This is a genomic window from Niallia sp. FSL W8-0177, assembly GCF_038006285.1.
Classification (GTDB): domain Bacteria; phylum Bacillota; class Bacilli; order Bacillales; family Cytobacillaceae; genus Niallia; species Niallia circulans_A.
In genome coordinates, this window is sequence record NZ_JBBOUX010000001.1 from 1,152,220 (window position 1) to 1,169,510 (window position 17,291).

The following is a 17,291-nucleotide window of genomic DNA, read 5'->3' on the forward strand; positions in this document are numbered from 1 at the left end:
TTGATTAAGGAGGGACAGTATTCATGAGATTTTATACCATTAAATTGCCGAAATTTTTAGGAGGACTTGTCCGGGCGATGTTGGGGACCTTTAAAAAGGATTAACAACGGATTCTGCGAATTTTTTTAGTAAAGACAACCATTCGCGATATTGGCGGGAAATTTCAAGGACTTACGGTACTTATACGACTTGCCTATTGTAGTTTGGAGACAAAATAAAAAAGGACATGTAACATGTCCTTTTTTATTGCGATCTGATTAAACACGTTCTACTTTACCAGATCTTAATGCTCTAGCAGAAACCCAAACACGTTTAGGTTTACCGTCTACTAAAATACGAACCTTTTGAAGGTTAGCTCCCCAAGTACGTTTGTTAGCGTTCATTGCATGGGAACGAGCATTACCTGTAGTTGTTTTTCTTCCAGTGATAACACATTTACGTGGCATGTATATTTCCCTCCTTATTACAGAAACCCATTAAAATGAGTTTGAAAAGTCATAGATAGCAATTTACTTATAGTCTGCTAAATAATCCTCGTTACAGATACCTTAATAATTTATCATACAACTTAAATGAATGCAATAGTTGGATGAAAAGCTTTCAAGAAAATTTCCTTGACATGTCTTTCCTTATTAAACAAATCCGTTTATCTCAAGACTTTATGGGAATAGTAAAACAAGTAGGTGTTTTCTGAATTTATCCCAATGCTTTAATAGAAGGGTTATTTTGTTATATAATAATAATAAGCTTTTTAACTATAGCTTTCAAAAACGTTTTGATTATAGTAAAATGTCAGTAGTCAAGGAGCAATTCCAAAGGGGGAAAACTCATGTCCATTGAACTAAGAACGAATTTCGGACAAATTGATATATCTACAGAAGTTATCGCTACAATCGCAGGTGGGGCAGCAGTAGACTGCTACGGTATCGTTGGAATGGCGTCGAAAAATCAAATTAAAGACGGTTTAACAGATATTTTGCGAAAAGAAAACTTTACACGTGGTGTAATCGTTCGAAAAGTTGAAGAAGAAGTACATATTGATATGTATATCATTGTAAGTTACGGAACGAAAATCTCCGAGGTTGCGCACAATGTTCAATCGAAAGTAAAATACACACTCAATAAGACAGTTGGACTTGCCGTTGACTCGGTTAATATTTACGTTCAGGGAGTTCGTGTGACGAACCCGTAGTAGAGGAGGAAACACAGTGTCAATTACAGTTTTAGAAGGAAAGCGATTTGCCGAAATGGTAATCCAAGGAGCAAACCATTTGTCCTCTAATGCTAAATATGTAGATGCGTTAAATGTTTTTCCAGTGCCAGATGGAGATACAGGAACGAATATGAATTTATCGATGACTTCAGGTGCAAAGGAAGTTCAAAAGAATATTCAATCACATATCGGTAAAGTTGGAACCTCATTATCGCGAGGTTTATTAATGGGAGCCAGAGGGAATTCAGGGGTTATTCTTTCCCAATTGTTTCGAGGATTTTCCAAACATATTGAGCAAAAAGAGACAATAACTGGAAAAGAATTTGCTAATGCTTTACAATTCGGTGTGGAAACAGCATATAAAGCAGTAATGAAACCTGTAGAAGGGACGATTCTTACAGTTGCAAAAGATGCTGCAAAGAAAGCGGTTCAATCTGCCGAAAAAAATGATAATATCATTGTTATCATGGAGGATACAGTAAAAGAAGCAAAAGCTTCGTTAAACAGAACACCTGAACTACTGCCTGTGTTAAAAGAAGTAGGCGTTGTTGATAGTGGTGGGCAAGGACTAGTATTTGTATATGAAGGGTTTCTTGCGGAGCTAAAGGGTGAAAAACTTCCAGACGCCGTGCAAAATGTTGTTTCCATGAATGAATTGGTAAATGCTGAACATCATAAAAGTGTTCACAGTTATATCAATACAGAAGATATTGAATTCGGCTATTGTACAGAATTTATGGTTCGTTTAGAACAAGAAAAGTTAGGAAATAAGCCGTTTTCAGAAGATGACTTCAGACAAGCGTTAAGTAAATATGGAGATTCATTACTTGTTATTGCGGATGATGAAATTGTGAAAATTCATATTCACTCCAATCAGCCTGGTGAAGTATTAACATTTGGACAAAAATACGGTAATTTGGTAAAAATGAAGATTGAAAATATGCGTGAACAGCATAGTAGCTTAGTGGATGCAGCTGAAAAAGAGGAAGTAAACAATACTCATTCTGTGGAAGAACAAAAAGAGTATGGGGTTGTAACAGTTTCGATGGGAAGCGGAATTGCAGATCTTTTCAGAAGTATCGGTGCTCATTATGTTATTGAGGGCGGTCAAACAATGAATCCAAGCACGGAAGACATTGTTAATGCTGTGAGACGTATCAATGCGAAAAAGGTCTTTATTTTACCAAATAATAAAAATATTATTATGGCAGCAGAACAAGCAGCTGACGTATTAGAACAAGACGTTGTGGTTATCTCTTCTAAAACTGTTCCACAAGGAATGTCAGCATTACTCGCTTTTAATCCTTCTAGTGATTTAGAAACAAATGAGAAGAATATGAAAGCAGCGCTTGAACATGTGAAAACCGGCCAGATTACGTATGCAGTCAGAGATACGAGTATTGATGGCCTAGCGATTGAAACAGGCGACTTTATGGGACTTGCAGAAGGAAAAATTATTGTAAAAAGTAAAGATAAAAGAGAATCTGCAATGGAACTTTTAAAGTCAATGATCGATGAGGATACAGAAATTGTGACGATAATTAAGGGAGAAGAAGCGACAGAAGAAGAGGTTGAAACGCTTGTATCTTTTATTGAAGACAATTTTGAAGATGTGGAAGTAGAAGTCCATGACGGTAAACAACCACTGTATTCCTTTATTTTTTCTATTGAATAATAGTACTTTTAAAAGGGTGTGCCTGTATATATGGAGGCATGCCTTTTTTATTTTATAGAGAGTCGAAGGAATGGGGCGGTCCGTCTGTTATTTGTTCCCTTTTTCGGGAGGAGAAGAGAAAAAAGGGAACAGAGAGACGTCCTCTGAACCCGTATAGCGTCAATGACTATATATGTCAAAGAAAAAAGGAACGGATATACCGTAACAAAAGTTATGCAGGAAGGAAACTTTCGACATAATTCCCTTCAAATTTTCATACTTCCCTAATCAAAATTAGCTATTTTCTATCGAACAATAAGAATTAGAACCATATATTAATATAGTATGATATTATATAGTGTAATCATTTTAAACACAGTATTATGTTAAAGAAATATCAATTCCATTTTTGGCCATTAAGGAGAGACAAATCCATGAAATTTAAAAGCGTTTTTGATATTATTGGTCCAGTCATGATTGGTCCATCCAGTTCTCATACAGCTGGTGCTGCAAGGATTGGCAGAGTGGCGCGTAATCTTTTTGAAAGAGAACCAAAATGGATAAACATTCATTTTTATGGTTCATTTGCCGAAACATATAAAGGCCATGGAACAGATGTAGCGATAATTGGAGGGATTCTTGATTTTGATACCTTTGATGAGCGAATTAAAGAATCCTTAGAAATTGCAGAACAGCATGGAATCCAAGTTAAATTTCATATAGAAGAAGCGATCCCGGAACATCCTAATACAGCAAAAATTCATTTAGGGGACGACGACGGAGAAATGGAGCTTGTTGGTATTTCTATTGGCGGCGGGAAAATAGAAATTATCGAGTTAAATGGCTTTCAATTAAAGCTTTCTGGTCATCATCCTGCAATATTAGTTGTTCATAATGACCGATTTGGTGCCATTGCGAAAGTGGCTAATGTATTGGCTAAACACGAAATTAATATTGGTCATATGGAAGTTAGTCGTAAAGAAAAAGGAAAACTGGCTTTAATGACAATTGAGGTCGATCAAAATATAGAAGAAGCGATTTTAAAAGAGCTTGAACAGTTAGATTCAATTGAAAAAGTTACAACAATCGTGGAATAAAGGGAGGGGTAAATATGTTTCGTAATGTAGCAGAATTGGTAGAAATAGCAACAACTAGAAGTTTACCGATTTCCGAAATAATGATAGAACAAGAAATGCAAGTAACAGGAAAAACAAGACAAGAAATTATCGGTCAAATGGAAACGAATCTTCAAGTAATGGAGCAAGCGGTTGAAAGAGGGTTAAAGGGAGTTGTATCCCATTCTGGATTAACTGGTGGAGATGCGGTGCTTCTCCAAAACTATATTAAGAAAGGTCAATTTCTTTCCGGAGAGATTATTCTAGATGCGGTAAGTAAAGCTGTTGCAACAAATGAAGTAAATGCCGCTATGGGAATGATATGTGCAACACCGACAGCAGGGTCAGCAGGAGTGGTGCCTGGTACGTTATTTGCTGTACAAAATAAACTGAATCCTACAAGAAAGCAAATGATTGCATTTCTTTTCACATCTGGTGCATTTGGATTTGTTGTGGCAAATAATGCTTCCATCTCAGGTGCGGCAGGGGGATGTCAAGCAGAAGTTGGCTCGGCTGCCGGCATGGCTGCAGCAGCAATTGTAGAAATGGCAGGAGGAACACCAGAACAATCAGCACATGCTATGGCCATCACGTTAAAGAATATGCTCGGTCTTGTTTGTGATCCAGTTGCTGGATTAGTGGAAGTTCCTTGTGTAAAACGAAATGCAATGGGTGCAGCGAATGCGATGATTGCTGCTGATATGGCTTTGGCTGGTATTAAAAGTCGTATCCCCTGTGATGAAGTAATTGATAGTATGTATCGCATTGGTCAGGCAATGCCTACAGCGCTTAAAGAAACAGCACGGGGAGGGTTGGCAGCAACACCGACAGGTCGCAGGTTAGAAGCTGAAATCTTTGGTAGTGCAGCTGCCGCAAACAAGTGAGTGAGTCTTTACAACTATCCGTTGAACATATAAAAGGGGTTGGACCCGAAACAAAAAAACAGTTAGAAGAAATGAATATTCATAAGATTAATGATTTGCTAGAATATTTTCCTTATCGCTATGAGGATTATCGTCTGAAAAACCTCGAAGAAATAAAGCATGAAGAAAAAGTGACGGTAGAAGGGAAGGTTCATAGTGAACCATCCCTTATTTTTTATGGAAGAAAGAAATCTAGATTAACTATAAAGCTATTAGTCGAACAGTACTTAATTACGGTTGTGTTTTTTAATCAGCCCTATTTAAAAAGTAAATTAGCTGTGCAAGAATTGATTACGGTAACAGGGAAATGGGATCAGCACCGGCAGACCATAACAGCAAACCATTTGCAAATTGGCAGTAATCAAAAGGGGCATGTATTCGAACCAGTCTATGCTGTAAAAGGGAATATGACCGTAAAAAGTTTACGTAAATATATATCCTCTGCTTTAAATCAATATGGAGAATTAATCGAAGAGAATTTTCCCCCTTCGATGTTAACGAAGTATCGTTTGCTGCCTCGAAAGGAAGCACTCAAGATTATCCATTTTCCTGAAAAGAGAGAGGATCTAACGCAAGCTAGAAGACGTTTTGTGTATGAAGAATTTCTTTTGTTTCAATTAAAAATGAGCGCCTTAAGAAAATACGAAAGAGAACATTCTGGTGGCAAAAGCCAGCAATATTCCCTTGAAAAACTAACCACTTTCATTAAGGAGCTTCCTTTTCCGTTGACAAATGCTCAAAAAAGGGTAGTAAACGAAATTCTCACAGATATGAAAGCAGATGTGCGAATGAATCGTTTACTGCAAGGGGATGTAGGATCAGGGAAAACAATTGTTGCTGCGATTGTGTTATATGCTTCGATCCTTTCAGGCAACCAAGGTGCGCTAATGGCACCGACAGAAATCCTGGCAGAGCAGCACGCAGATTCGCTGCATCATATTTTTTCAGAATTTGGCGTAACATGTGGTTTGTTAACAAGCTCTGTTAAAGGTAAAAAAAGAAAAGAATTACTAGCCCAACTAAAAGAAGGGAAAATCGATATTTTAATAGGGACACATGCATTAATCCAAGATGATGTAGTATTCAAATCATTAGGATTAGTCATTACAGATGAACAGCACCGCTTTGGTGTGGAACAAAGAAGAGTACTGCGGGAGAAGGGGGAAAATCCAGATGTTCTGTTTATGACTGCGACCCCAATTCCACGAACGCTTGCCATCACGGTATTTGGTGAGATGGATGTCAGTATTATCGATGAAATGCCAGCAGGGCGAAAAAACATCGAAACATATTGGGTAAAGCATGATATGTTAACAAGAATCCTGCAGTTTATGGAAAAAGAACTCCAGCAAGGAAGACAAGCTTATGTAATTTGTCCGTTAATCGAGGAGTCCGAAAAACTGGATGTTCAAAATGCGATCGACGTGCATGCGATGTTATCTACCTTTTTCCAAGGCAGATACAATGTAGGGCTTATGCATGGAAAACTGCATCCAGAAGAGAAAGATAATATGATGAAACAGTTCAGTCAGAATGAGATCCAAGTGCTTGTAAGTACAACGGTTGTTGAAGTTGGAGTTAATGTACCAAATGCGACATTTATGCTCGTATATGATGCAGAACGATTTGGGTTATCACAGCTTCATCAGCTAAGAGGGAGAGTAGGGCGAGGGGATGCCCAGTCTTACTGTGTATTAATCGCAGATCCGAAAACAGATGTTGGCAAAGAACGAATGAAAATTATGACGGAAACAAGCGATGGGTTCGTGTTAAGTGAGAAGGATCTAGAATTAAGAGGACCAGGAGATTTCTTTGGGAAAAAACAAAGTGGTCTACCTGAATTCAAAATGGGTGATATGATACACGATTATCGCATCTTGGAAACAGCAAGAAATGACGCTGCTATCCTAATCGAGTCAACTGCATTCTGGCAAAATGACGACTACAAAGCGCTAAGAGATTCTCTCGAAGAAACAGGAGTCCTTAACGGAGAAAAGCTAGATTAATCACAATATATTTTCTAGTAAATAACAAGTTTAAGTATGTTGACATCTTTTTTATAGAGAGAGTTTAGGAATCATAAAGTAGCTTGAATAACCGCAGATAACATAAGAATAGTATAGCCCCTTATCGTACAGCTGGAAAAGATAGGGTAGGGAATTCAGGCTGAGGTTTATGTTTTTATTCACTAGCGGAGAACAAAACTTCGGCTTGCAATCCCATTGTATAAATTATATACTACTATTAGTACCTAGTCTTAATAGTGCGGTGGTGTGAATAAATGAAGAGGAACAAAAGAGAACGTCAAGAGCTTTTAGTGGAGACAATCAAGGAAACTCCATTTATTACAGACGAGGAATTGGCGGAAAAATTCTCTGTTAGTGTACAGACGATAAGACTAGATCGGTTAGAACTATCCATTCCAGAGCTTAGAGAGCGCATTAAAAATGTCGCCAAACAATCACTTGAAGACGAAGTGAAAGCATTGCCTATCGAAGAAGTCATTGGTGAAATAATCGATATGGAATTAGATAGTTCAGCTATATCTATCTTTGAAGTGAAAGAAGAGCATGTTTTTAAAAGAAATGGTATTGCAAGGGGTCATCATCTCTTTGCACAAGCGAATTCTCTTGCGGTAGCCCTAATTAACGATGAACTAGCACTAACGGCAAAAGCCAGTATTCATTTTACGAGATCGGTTAAATTAGGTGAACGAATTATTGCTAAAGCAAAAGTAAAGCATATAGATAGTATAACTGGCAGAACAACAGTAGAAGTGAATAGTTATGTGAACACAGAATTAGTTTTTAAAGGTGAATTTGACATGTACCGTGCCAAAAGATAAAGGAGTAATCAATATGATGAAAATTGCAATGGATGCAATGGGGGGAGACAATGCCCCAAAGGAAATAGTTATTGGTGCCCAAAAAGCAATTGAAACTTTTTCAGACCTAGAGATACTTCTTGTTGGGGACGAAAAACAGATTCAAGCTTCTCTAACCAATAAAGAACGAATCAACATTTTACATACAGAAGAGCAAATTTTAGCAACAGATGAACCAGTAAGAGCAGTACGCAGGAAAAAAACAGCTAGTATGGTCCTTGGTGCTACAGAAGTAAAAGAGGGAAGAGCAGATGCGTTCATATCAGCAGGAAATACAGGTGCCTTAATGGCAACTGGATTATTCGTTGTTGGTAGAATGGAGGGGATTGACCGCCCAGCATTAGCACCAACCTTGCCGACGATTGGTGGAGAAGGATTCCTTTTACTTGATGTTGGTGCAAATGTAGACGCTAAGCCAGAAAACTTAGTTCAATATGCCATGATGGGGAGCATCTATTCTGAAAAAGTAAGAGGAGTTGCTAAACCAAGAGTCGGCTTATTGAACATTGGAACAGAAGAGAAAAAGGGAAATGAGTTAACAAAGAAAACCTTTGAACTTCTCCAAAATACCAATATTCATTTTATCGGAAATGTGGAAGCACGTGATTTGCTTGAAGGAGTATGTGATGTTGCTGTGACAGACGGTTTTACAGGAAATATGATTTTAAAAACGGTTGAGGGAACAGCAATGTCGATGTTTAAAATGATTAAGGCCGAGTTAATGAGCAGCTTTACTTCTAAAATGGCTGCTGCTGTCTTGAAGCCTAATCTAAAGCAGATTAAAAATAAGTTAGATTATTCAGAGTATGGCGGAGCTGCCTTATTCGGTTTAAATGCCCCTGTAATTAAGGCCCATGGTTCGTCTGATAGTCAGGCGGTTTTTAGTGCAATCAGACAAACAAGAGAATTTGTGCAATCAGGGGTAGTCGCTCAAATTAAGGATGCAATGGAGAATAAATAGAGACAGATATAGTGAATTCCACTTCTAATGGGAAGAAAAGGAGAGTAAAAATAAATGAGTAAAATCGCTTTTGTTTTTCCAGGTCAAGGCTCACAAGTAGTTGGAATGGGAAAAGATTTATTTGAACAATTTGAACAGGCAGCAAATGTATTTAAAAAAGCGGATCAAAAATTAAACTTTTCTTTGACGGACTTAATTTTTGATGGACCAAAGGAAGAGCTTACGCTTACCCATAATACACAGCCAGCTTTACTTACAACAAGCATCGCCATTTTAGAACATTTTAAGCAGTTTAATATACAGCCAGATTTTGTTGCTGGTCATAGCTTAGGTGAGTATTCAGCGTTAGTAGCAGCAGGTGTGCTATCTTTTGAAGAGGCTGTATATGCGGTTCGCAAACGTGGAGAATATATGCAAGAAGCTGTTCCAGCAGGCGAAGGAGCAATGGCCGCTGTGCTTGGATTAGAAAGAGAGAAATTAACTGCGGTCACACACGAGATTTCAGATGCAGGTAATTCTGTACAGTTGGCTAATCTTAATTGTCCTGGACAAATTGTAATCTCAGGAACAACAAAGGGTGTTGAATTAGCGGGAGAAAGAGCGAAGGAAGCAGGTGCAAAGCGTGTAATTCCTCTGGAAGTAAGTGGTCCCTTCCATTCTGAGTTAATGAAACCAGCAGCGGAAAAATTTGCATCTATATTAGATGGATTGCAATTAACAGATGCAAAAATTCCTGTCATTGCTAATGTAACGGCAGCTCCAATTCAAGATCACGCAGAAATAAAAACAAAGCTGGTGGAGCAATTGTATTCATCTGTCCTTTGGGAAGATTCCGTTCGCAACATGCTTGATTTAGGGGTAGATACATTTATTGAAATTGGACCTGGTAAAGTTCTTTCCGGTTTAATCAAGAAAATTGATCGAAAAGCAAAAGTATATGCTGTAAATGATATAGAAACAAGTAGTAAAGTTGCAGAAGAATTAAAGGGGGATATGTAAGTGAAATTAGCTGGTAAAGTTGCTGTTGTCACTGGAGCATCTCGAGGAATTGGCAAATCGATTGCGCTTGAGTTAGCAAAGCAAGGTGCAGACGTTGTTGTTAACTATGCAGGAAGTGTAGAGCGTGCCAATGAAGTAGTGAAGGAGATCGAAGCTTTAGGAAGAAAAGCAATAAGCATTCAATGTGATGTATCAGATAGTGATGCTGTAAATGCGATGATGAAAGAAGTGTTAGAAGCGTTTGGCAGTCTGGATATTTTGGTGAATAATGCTGGAATTACAAGAGATAATTTGCTAATGCGTATGAAAGATTCAGAGTGGGACGATGTTATTAATACCAATCTTAAAGGTGTGTTCCTCTGCACGAAAGCAGTCACAAGACCAATGATGAAGCAAAGAAAAGGCAGAATAATTAACATCACCTCCATTGTTGGTGTGACAGGAAACCCTGGGCAAGCCAATTATGTTGCAGCAAAAGCAGGTGTGATTGGTTTAACAAAAACAACTGCGAAAGAACTTGCTCAGCGTAATATTACGGTAAATGCGATTGCTCCTGGATTTATTACAACAGATATGACGGATAAATTGACAGAAGAAGTGAAAAATGGCATGCTTACGCAAATTCCGTTAGGTCAATTTGGTAAACCAGAAGATATTGCTAATGCTGTTGTCTTTTTAGCTTCTGATGAGAGCAGCTATATCACAGGGCAAACATTGCATATTGATGGTGGAATGTATATGTAATCTTTCCTAAACAAAGGGAAAAATGCGAATAGTAAGAGAATAAACATCAGATAAAGTTCTCATTTATTATTTCGTTAAAATACTCTATAATGCATTTGAGGGGAGGTGAAATAAATGGCAGATGTATTAGAGCGTGTAACAAAAATCGTTGTAGATCGTCTTGGCGTAGAAGAATCAGAAGTAACTTTAGAGGCTTCTTTCAAAGATGATTTAGGGGCTGACTCTCTTGATGTAGTTGAACTTGTTATGGAATTAGAAGATGAGTTTGATATGGAAATTTCTGACGATGATGCTGAAAAGATTTCTACAGTTGGTGATGCTGTGAACTACATAAGTAATCGCTAATCAATGTTTAAAAGCTCCGTTATAACGGGGCTTTTAATTTTGTATGTTAGCGGTGATTTATGTATATTCTATGATTGTAGAAATATCAGGGAAATCCATTATGAAAATGGCTCTAAGAATAGATGACAATATCTGTTTGTTTGATGTATACTAATAACTAAATACCTATTATTATAGGCAAAATATTAGTTGTTGGACGGATAGATAGCGATTCGTGCAAATGAATAACAAATACAGCGTTTATTGACGCATAAAAGGATAGAAATAGTTTTTCTTATGTGAAGTGGGGTTAGCCCCCTAGTGGTAGCCCGATTTCTGTAATAGAAAAGGCTTGGAGAGAAAAAACTTTCCAAGTTTCTTTGCGTTTTTTATCTTTTTTACTTAAACTTGAAATGAATTGTAAACTTAGTGCTAAGGTGGATGCAAAATGCGAGGCAATCGAAAAGACAAAAGAACTGTTCGACCAAATGAGAAAAAAATGAAAGAACTCCAAGATAAATTGGGGATTCATTTTACGAATGAAAAACTATTAAAGCAAGCTTTTACCCATTCATCATATGTGAATGAGCATCGAAGAAAACCACATGAAGATAACGAAAGATTAGAATTTCTTGGGGATGCTGTTCTGGAATTAACGGTTTCTAAATTTCTTTTCAATAAATTCCCGATGATGAGCGAAGGTGAGCTGACTAAATTGCGAGCTGCAATCGTTTGTGAACCATCGCTTGTTTCCTTTGCTAATGAACTTTCCTTTGGTAAGTATGTGCTCTTAGGTAAAGGAGAGGAAATGACTGGGGGAAGAACTAGACCAGCGCTGCTTGCTGATGTATTTGAAGCGTTTATTGGTGCTTTATATTTAGACCAAGGATTAGACTCAGTGGTAGCATTTTTAGAGGAAGTTGTATTCCCGAAAATTAATAACGGTGCTTTTTCTCATGTGATGGATTTTAAAAGTCAACTACAAGAATATGTACAAAGAGATGCTGTTGGAACAATCGAGTATAAAATATTACTTGAAAAAGGACCTGCACACAATAGAGAGTTTATTTCACAAGTCTTTTTAAATAATCGAGAACTTGGAACAGGTATGGGGCGTTCCAAGAAAGAAGCAGAGCAGCAAGCTGCCCAAAAATCATTATTAATGCTAAAGGCGGAAAGTGAAAACTAAATGCTCAAGAAAACAAACGAAGAAAAACAACTAGAGGAAAACAAGGAAGAATCGGGGTGAGGTCATGTTCTTAAAACGGTTAGATGTTATCGGTTTTAAGTCATTTGCAGATCGGATTTCTGTCGATTTTGTGCCAGGTGTGACAGCAGTAGTAGGACCAAACGGAAGTGGGAAGAGTAATATTACGGATGCAATTCGTTGGGTACTTGGAGAACAATCTGCAAAGTCCTTGCGTGGAAGTAAGATGGAGGATGTTATCTTTTCAGGTAGTGACTCAAGAAAAGCGGTTAACTTTGCAGAAGTAACGTTAACTTTAGAAAATGAAGATCATTTCCTGCCATTGGATTTCCATGAAGTAAGTGTGACGAGGCGTGTATATCGATCAGGAGATAGTGAATTTTTAATTAATAAACAATCTTGTCGTCTAAAAGATATTATTGATTTATTTATGGACTCGGGGCTTGGGCGCGAGGCATTTTCGATTATCAGTCAGGGAAAAGTCGAAGAAATTTTAAATAGTAAGGCAGAAGATCGCCGGTCTATCTTTGAAGAAGCAGCAGGTGTATTGAAATATAAAACTCGTAAGAAAAAAGCAGAAGGCAAGCTTGTAGAAACACAAGATAATCTGAATCGTGTAAATGACATATTACATGAATTAGAAAGTCAGGTTGAGCCACTAAAGATTCAAAGCTCAATGGCTAAAGAATATCTACATCATCGTGAAAATCTTGAATCGATTGAAGTAGCCTTAATGGTTCATGATATCGAAGAAGCGCATGAGCGATTTGAAGCTATTTCAAAGCAATTAGAAACATATAAACAGGAAGAACTAAAACTATCCTCCATGCTGCAAAATAAGGAAGCGAAAATGGAGGAAGTGAAAAATGAAGTCGCCGCTTTAGATGAATCGATTGATGATCTTCAACAAGTACTTCTTTTAGTGAGTGAAGAATTAGAAAAATTAGAAGGTCGAAAAGAAGTATTAAAAGAGCGAAAAAAGAATGCAACACAAAATCGAGATCAGCTTGAAAAGAGCAAGGTGGAGCTACAAGAAAGAGTAGAAACCCTTGTGTTGCAAAAAGAAAAGCAACAAAAGCTTGTTCATGAATTGCAAGCAGAGTCGAAAGCGATTGAAGAAACTTTAAAAGCTAATGAAAAAAATCTTGCTCTTTTTAATGAAAACCTAGAAGAAAAAATTGAGATGCTAAAAAGCGACTATATTGAGATAGTGAGTAATCAAGCAGCGGCAAAAAATGAATTGAATTCGGTTATTCAGCAACTAGAAAATCATGAAAAAAGAACGTCGCAGCTTGATGAAGAAAATGCTAATTTTACAAATGAACGTATGCATATTCAAGAAAAAAAGACTAAGTTTATGGAGAAATTAAAGGAACTTTCTGATGAACTGGAGAAATGGTCTAAACAATGGCAGGAAAAGCAAAGTCATTTTCAAGGAATAGAAGCAAAGGTTCAACAAGTCGAGAAGGCACTATATCAATCATACCAATATGCACAGCAGGCGAAATCACGTAAAGAAATGCTTGAGGAATTAGAAGATGACTATTCTGGATTTTTCCACGGAGTAAAGGAAGTACTTAAAGCTAGAGGGAAATCCTTACAAGGGATCAGAGGTGCAGTTGCGGAATTAATGCAAGTGCCAAAAGAATATAGTGTGAGCTTAGAGATTGCATTAGGTGGATCGATGCAGCATATTGTGGTGGAAACAGAACAAAATGGACGGGAAGCAATCGCTTTTTTAAAGAAGAATGGGTTTGGACGAGCTACGTTTTTACCAATGAATGTGATTAAGGGAAAAACGCTTGCTGATTCCCAGCTCCGATTAATTCAAGAGCATCCATCCTTTATGGGGGTTGCGGCAGATTTGATTAATTATGACAGTCAATATCGGGAAATTATCCGCAGTTTATTAGGAAATGTTGTGATTACGAAGGATTTAAAGGGCGCCAATGAGATGGCAAAAATTCTTCAATATCGTTCCCGTTTTGTAACGTTAGAAGGGGAGATAGTTAATCCTGGTGGGTCGATGACTGGTGGAGCGATGAAGCAGAAACAAGCTTCGATCATCACTAGAAAAGGAGAATTAGAAGAGCTTAAGAAAAAGATTTTTGAAATGGATAAAACATCTTTAAAGCTTGAGGAACAGCTGAAAAAAGGAAAAGCAGCATTGCAAGCAGAAGAATCATCGATAGAAGAAGCGCGCTTAAAGGTGGAAGATCTTCGTTTCCAAATTCAAACATGGAAAGATGACTTAAAAGAGGTGGAATTCGAAGAAAGAGCAATGAATGATAAATTGTCTCTATATGACCGCAATAAGGCCGATTCGCATCAAGAGCAAGAGCTTCTGCAGCAAAGAAGAACTGCTTTGCAAGAAAAACTGGAACAGCAAAGTAAAAAGTTATCTGAATTGGATAAAGAGATTGCTTTAGTTACCGAGCAAAAAAATAAACAAACAGTTTCAAAAGAATCAGTCGTAAATACAATTAGTGATTTACGAATTCAATCGGCAGCTAAAAAGGAACAGCTCCGCCATGAAAAGGATAAGTTAGCAGCTATCATTCAAGAACATGAATCAACTGAAGAAAAGTGGGAGCTTGTCAAAGAGGACTTACGCTTGCTTTCTTCTGAAATGAGTAATTCTCATTCAGGGGAAGCGACATTAGAAGAAGCAGCAGAACAAAAATTGCAAGAAAAACAAGAAACGATCCAGCTTATTTCTTTACGCAGAGAGGAAAGATTGCAAAAACAAATGCGCTTAGAAGAGCTGGAGCTGGAAACAAAGGAGCAGCGCAGGCTTCATAGAGGGATTGTTCAGGCACTAAAGGATGAAGAAGTTAAATTAAACCGTGTAGACGTGGAATTGGATACACGATTAACGAATCTACGCGAGGAATACTTATTAACGTATGAAGGGGCTAAGCTTGATTATCCTTTAACATTAGAAGTCGAAGAAGCCCGAAAAAAGGTAAAGCTCATTAAATTAGCTATGGAAGAACTAGGAACTGTAAATCTTGGGGCCATAGAGGAATACGAGCGAATCTCGGAAAGATACGAATTCCTTCTCGAACAAAAAACAGATTTAGAAGAAGCGAAGGATACTCTTTATCAAGTAATCGATGAAATGGATGAGGAAATGAAAAATCGATTTGAGCAGACTTTCGAAGGGATTAAAGCTCATTTTGAAACGGTATTCCAAAGCTTATTTGGCGGAGGAAGTGCCGATTTAGTCTTAACAAATCCAGAAGATCTTTTAAATACAGGAGTAGAGATCGTAGCCCAGCCGCCAGGGAAAAAACTTCAAAATCTAAGTCTTTTATCTGGTGGAGAAAGAGCACTAACAGCAATTGCTTTATTATTCTCTATTCTAAAAGTAAGACCAGTTCCTTTCTGTATTTTGGATGAGGTGGAAGCGGCATTGGATGAAGCAAATGTATTCCGATTTAGTTCCTATTTAAAACGCTACAGCCATGAAACACAATTTATTGTCATTACTCATCGCAAAGGGACAATGGAAGAAGCAGATGTTCTTTATGGGGTAACTATGCAAGAGTCAGGTGTTTCAAAGCTAGTTTCCGTTCGATTGAGCGAAACAAAGGAATTAGTTGCAAATGGATAATTCTTTTATAGTTAGTTAGAAGCCTAATACGTTTTAAAAAACACTATTTCTTATTTCAATTCCGAGGCCTATTACTCTGTAAAGTTAAGGCCTTGGAAACTTTTAATGTTTACTTATAAATAGTTTTTACATGTACATAACCATATTTTGTAACGAAAGAAGGGATAATAATGAGCTTTTTTAAAAAGTTAAAAGAAAAAATGTCTCAGCAGACTACAACTGTAACGGAGAAGTTTAAAGAAGGCTTATCGAAAACGAGAAATAACTTTTCCGAAAAAGTGAATGAACTTGTGTCACGTTATCGAAAAGTAGATGAAGATTTTTTTGAAGAGCTGGAAGAAATTTTAATTGGAGCAGATGTTGGTTTCGAAACAGTCATGGAATTAATTGATGAGCTAAAAAAAGAAGTAAAAAGAAAAAACATCCAAGATCCAAAAGAAGTACAAGATGTAATTTCCGAAAAGCTAGTTGCTATTTATCAGAACGGGGAAGATCAATCCTCTACGATTAATATGCAAGCAGAAGGATTAACTGTGATCTTGTTTGTTGGCGTAAATGGAGTAGGGAAAACAACGACCATCGGTAAGCTTGCTCATAAGTATAAAGAAGAAGGAAAAAAAGTTTTGCTTGCTGCAGGCGATACCTTCCGTGCTGGAGCAATCGAACAGCTGGAGGTATGGGGAGAGCGCGTCGGTGTGGATGTCATTAAACATACAGAAGGCTCTGATCCAGCAGCAGTTATGTTTGATGCTGTACAGGCTGCTAAGTCTCGTCAAGCAGATATTCTTCTTTGTGATACAGCTGGAAGATTGCAGAATAAAGTCAATTTAATGAAGGAATTAGAAAAAGTAAAGCGAGTAATTGAACGAGAGGTCCCAGGTGCTCCGCACGAAGTTTTACTCGTGCTAGATGCAACTACTGGACAAAATGCATTAGTGCAAGCTAAAACATTTAAAGAAACAACAAATGTAAGTGGCATTGTGCTAACAAAATTAGACGGAACAGCAAAGGGTGGAATTGTATTAGCAATCCGAAACGAATTACATATTCCAGTTAAATTTGTTGGTTTAGGTGAGAAAATGGACGATCTCCAAAGCTTCGATCCAGAAAAATATGTCTATGGTTTATTTTCAAACTTAGTAGAGCAAAGCGAAGAGTAACAGTGAGTAGCTTGGAAAGATGTCGTTAAGGAAGCTTTACGACATCTTTTTTTGTAAATGAATGTTAAATTATTGCAAAGACGTAATAAAAATAAGGATAAGAAGAATAATAAAAGTAATATCTTTTTTTTCGGAGGGAAAACGTTTGATTATTCAAAGCGTTGTTTTGCTTATTCTTATTGGAGGCGTTGTCTTAACAGTAAAAGGCCATCTTGTTCAGCATCATGCTTATGCTCGACTAGGTGATTCCTTGCCAGCAAAAAAATTCAAAGAAGCAGAAGGAGAAAATCTGCTCACGATAGAAGAAGAAAACCTATTTTTAAGCAGCTTATCAGGCCTGCGCATGAAAATAATTGGTGCAATTTTAATAGCGATTCCATCCAGTATCCTTATCCTTTTTCATTTAAACTAGCATATGTTCAAAGTTAGTTGAATTGCCTTTAAAGATTGAATGAAAGCGAAATGAATATTTTACAAAAAAATACTACAGG

General features: G+C 37.4%; 16 protein-coding genes. 15 read left to right on the forward strand and 1 reads right to left on the reverse strand.

Going from position 1 to position 17,291, the window contains the following annotated elements:
* Positions 1–23: 23 nt before the first annotated feature.
* Positions 24–104: a stage V sporulation protein SpoVM gene (gene spoVM / locus NST77_RS05465; RefSeq protein ID WP_016201070.1), complete on the forward strand. Its 81-nt coding sequence runs from the start codon at positions 24–26 to the stop codon at positions 102–104.
* Between the two features lie 153 nt (positions 105–257).
* On the opposite strand, the gene rpmB is transcribed toward spoVM, so the two are convergent.
* Positions 258–446 carry a 50S ribosomal protein L28 gene (gene rpmB, locus NST77_RS05470; RefSeq protein ID WP_016201071.1) on the reverse strand — a complete coding sequence of 63 codons (189 nt, stop codon included), beginning with the start codon at positions 444–446 and terminating at the stop codon, positions 258–260.
* A 383-nt stretch (positions 447–829) separates the two neighbouring features.
* Between rpmB and NST77_RS05475 the strand changes: the two genes are divergently transcribed.
* From NST77_RS05475 to NST77_RS05540, 14 genes are all read left to right on the forward strand, one after another.
* Positions 830–1,192 carry an Asp23/Gls24 family envelope stress response protein gene (locus NST77_RS05475; protein WP_095329140.1) on the forward strand — a complete coding sequence of 121 codons (363 nt, stop codon included), beginning with the start codon at positions 830–832 and terminating at the stop codon, positions 1,190–1,192.
* A gap of 16 nt (positions 1,193–1,208) precedes the next feature.
* On the forward strand, positions 1,209–2,888 hold the full coding sequence (locus NST77_RS05480; protein ID WP_341122775.1) for a DAK2 domain-containing protein: 1,680 nt from the start codon (positions 1,209–1,211) through the stop codon (positions 2,886–2,888).
* Between the two features lie 413 nt (positions 2,889–3,301).
* Positions 3,302–3,964, forward strand: coding sequence for an L-serine ammonia-lyase, iron-sulfur-dependent subunit beta (gene sdaAB / locus NST77_RS05485; protein WP_095329142.1), 663 nt, complete (start codon positions 3,302–3,304; stop codon positions 3,962–3,964).
* Between the two features lie 14 nt (positions 3,965–3,978).
* Complete coding sequence (gene sdaAA, locus NST77_RS05490) at positions 3,979–4,866, forward strand: L-serine ammonia-lyase, iron-sulfur-dependent, subunit alpha (RefSeq protein WP_095329143.1); 888 nt, start codon at positions 3,979–3,981, stop codon at positions 4,864–4,866.
* Positions 4,863–6,911 carry an ATP-dependent DNA helicase RecG gene (recG, locus tag NST77_RS05495; protein ID WP_123257440.1) on the forward strand — a complete coding sequence of 683 codons (2,049 nt, stop codon included), beginning with the start codon at positions 4,863–4,865 and terminating at the stop codon, positions 6,909–6,911. The genes sdaAA and recG overlap by 4 nt, the downstream gene beginning before the upstream one ends.
* Positions 6,912–7,186: 275 nt before the next feature.
* Positions 7,187–7,750, forward strand: coding sequence for a transcription factor FapR (fapR, locus tag NST77_RS05500; RefSeq protein ID WP_095329145.1), 564 nt, complete (start codon positions 7,187–7,189; stop codon positions 7,748–7,750).
* Between the two features lie 16 nt (positions 7,751–7,766).
* On the forward strand, positions 7,767–8,750 hold the full coding sequence (plsX, locus tag NST77_RS05505) for a phosphate acyltransferase PlsX (protein ID WP_095329178.1): 984 nt from the start codon (positions 7,767–7,769) through the stop codon (positions 8,748–8,750).
* Between the two features lie 54 nt (positions 8,751–8,804).
* Complete coding sequence (fabD, locus tag NST77_RS05510) at positions 8,805–9,749, forward strand: ACP S-malonyltransferase (protein ID WP_341122776.1); 945 nt, start codon at positions 8,805–8,807, stop codon at positions 9,747–9,749.
* Complete coding sequence (gene fabG / locus NST77_RS05515; protein ID WP_341122777.1) at positions 9,750–10,493, forward strand: 3-oxoacyl-[acyl-carrier-protein] reductase; 744 nt, start codon at positions 9,750–9,752, stop codon at positions 10,491–10,493. It begins immediately after the preceding gene.
* Between the two features lie 114 nt (positions 10,494–10,607).
* A complete protein-coding gene (locus tag NST77_RS05520) occupies positions 10,608–10,838 on the forward strand; it encodes an acyl carrier protein (RefSeq protein WP_016201082.1) in 231 nt (76 codons plus the stop codon).
* Positions 10,839–11,265: 427 nt separating this feature from the next.
* Positions 11,266–12,006 carry a ribonuclease III gene (gene rnc / locus NST77_RS05525; protein ID WP_163184960.1) on the forward strand — a complete coding sequence of 247 codons (741 nt, stop codon included), beginning with the start codon at positions 11,266–11,268 and terminating at the stop codon, positions 12,004–12,006.
* Positions 12,007–12,070: 64 nt separating this feature from the next.
* A complete protein-coding gene (gene smc / locus NST77_RS05530; protein WP_163184963.1) occupies positions 12,071–15,640 on the forward strand; it encodes a chromosome segregation protein SMC in 3,570 nt (1,189 codons plus the stop codon).
* A gap of 170 nt (positions 15,641–15,810) precedes the next feature.
* Positions 15,811–16,800, forward strand: a complete 990-nt coding sequence (gene ftsY, locus NST77_RS05535; RefSeq protein ID WP_047939970.1) for a signal recognition particle-docking protein FtsY — start codon at positions 15,811–15,813, stop codon at positions 16,798–16,800.
* Between the two features lie 145 nt (positions 16,801–16,945).
* Positions 16,946–17,212: a hypothetical protein gene (locus tag NST77_RS05540; RefSeq protein ID WP_095329150.1), complete on the forward strand. Its 267-nt coding sequence runs from the start codon at positions 16,946–16,948 to the stop codon at positions 17,210–17,212.
* Positions 17,213–17,291 lie beyond the last annotated feature (79 nt).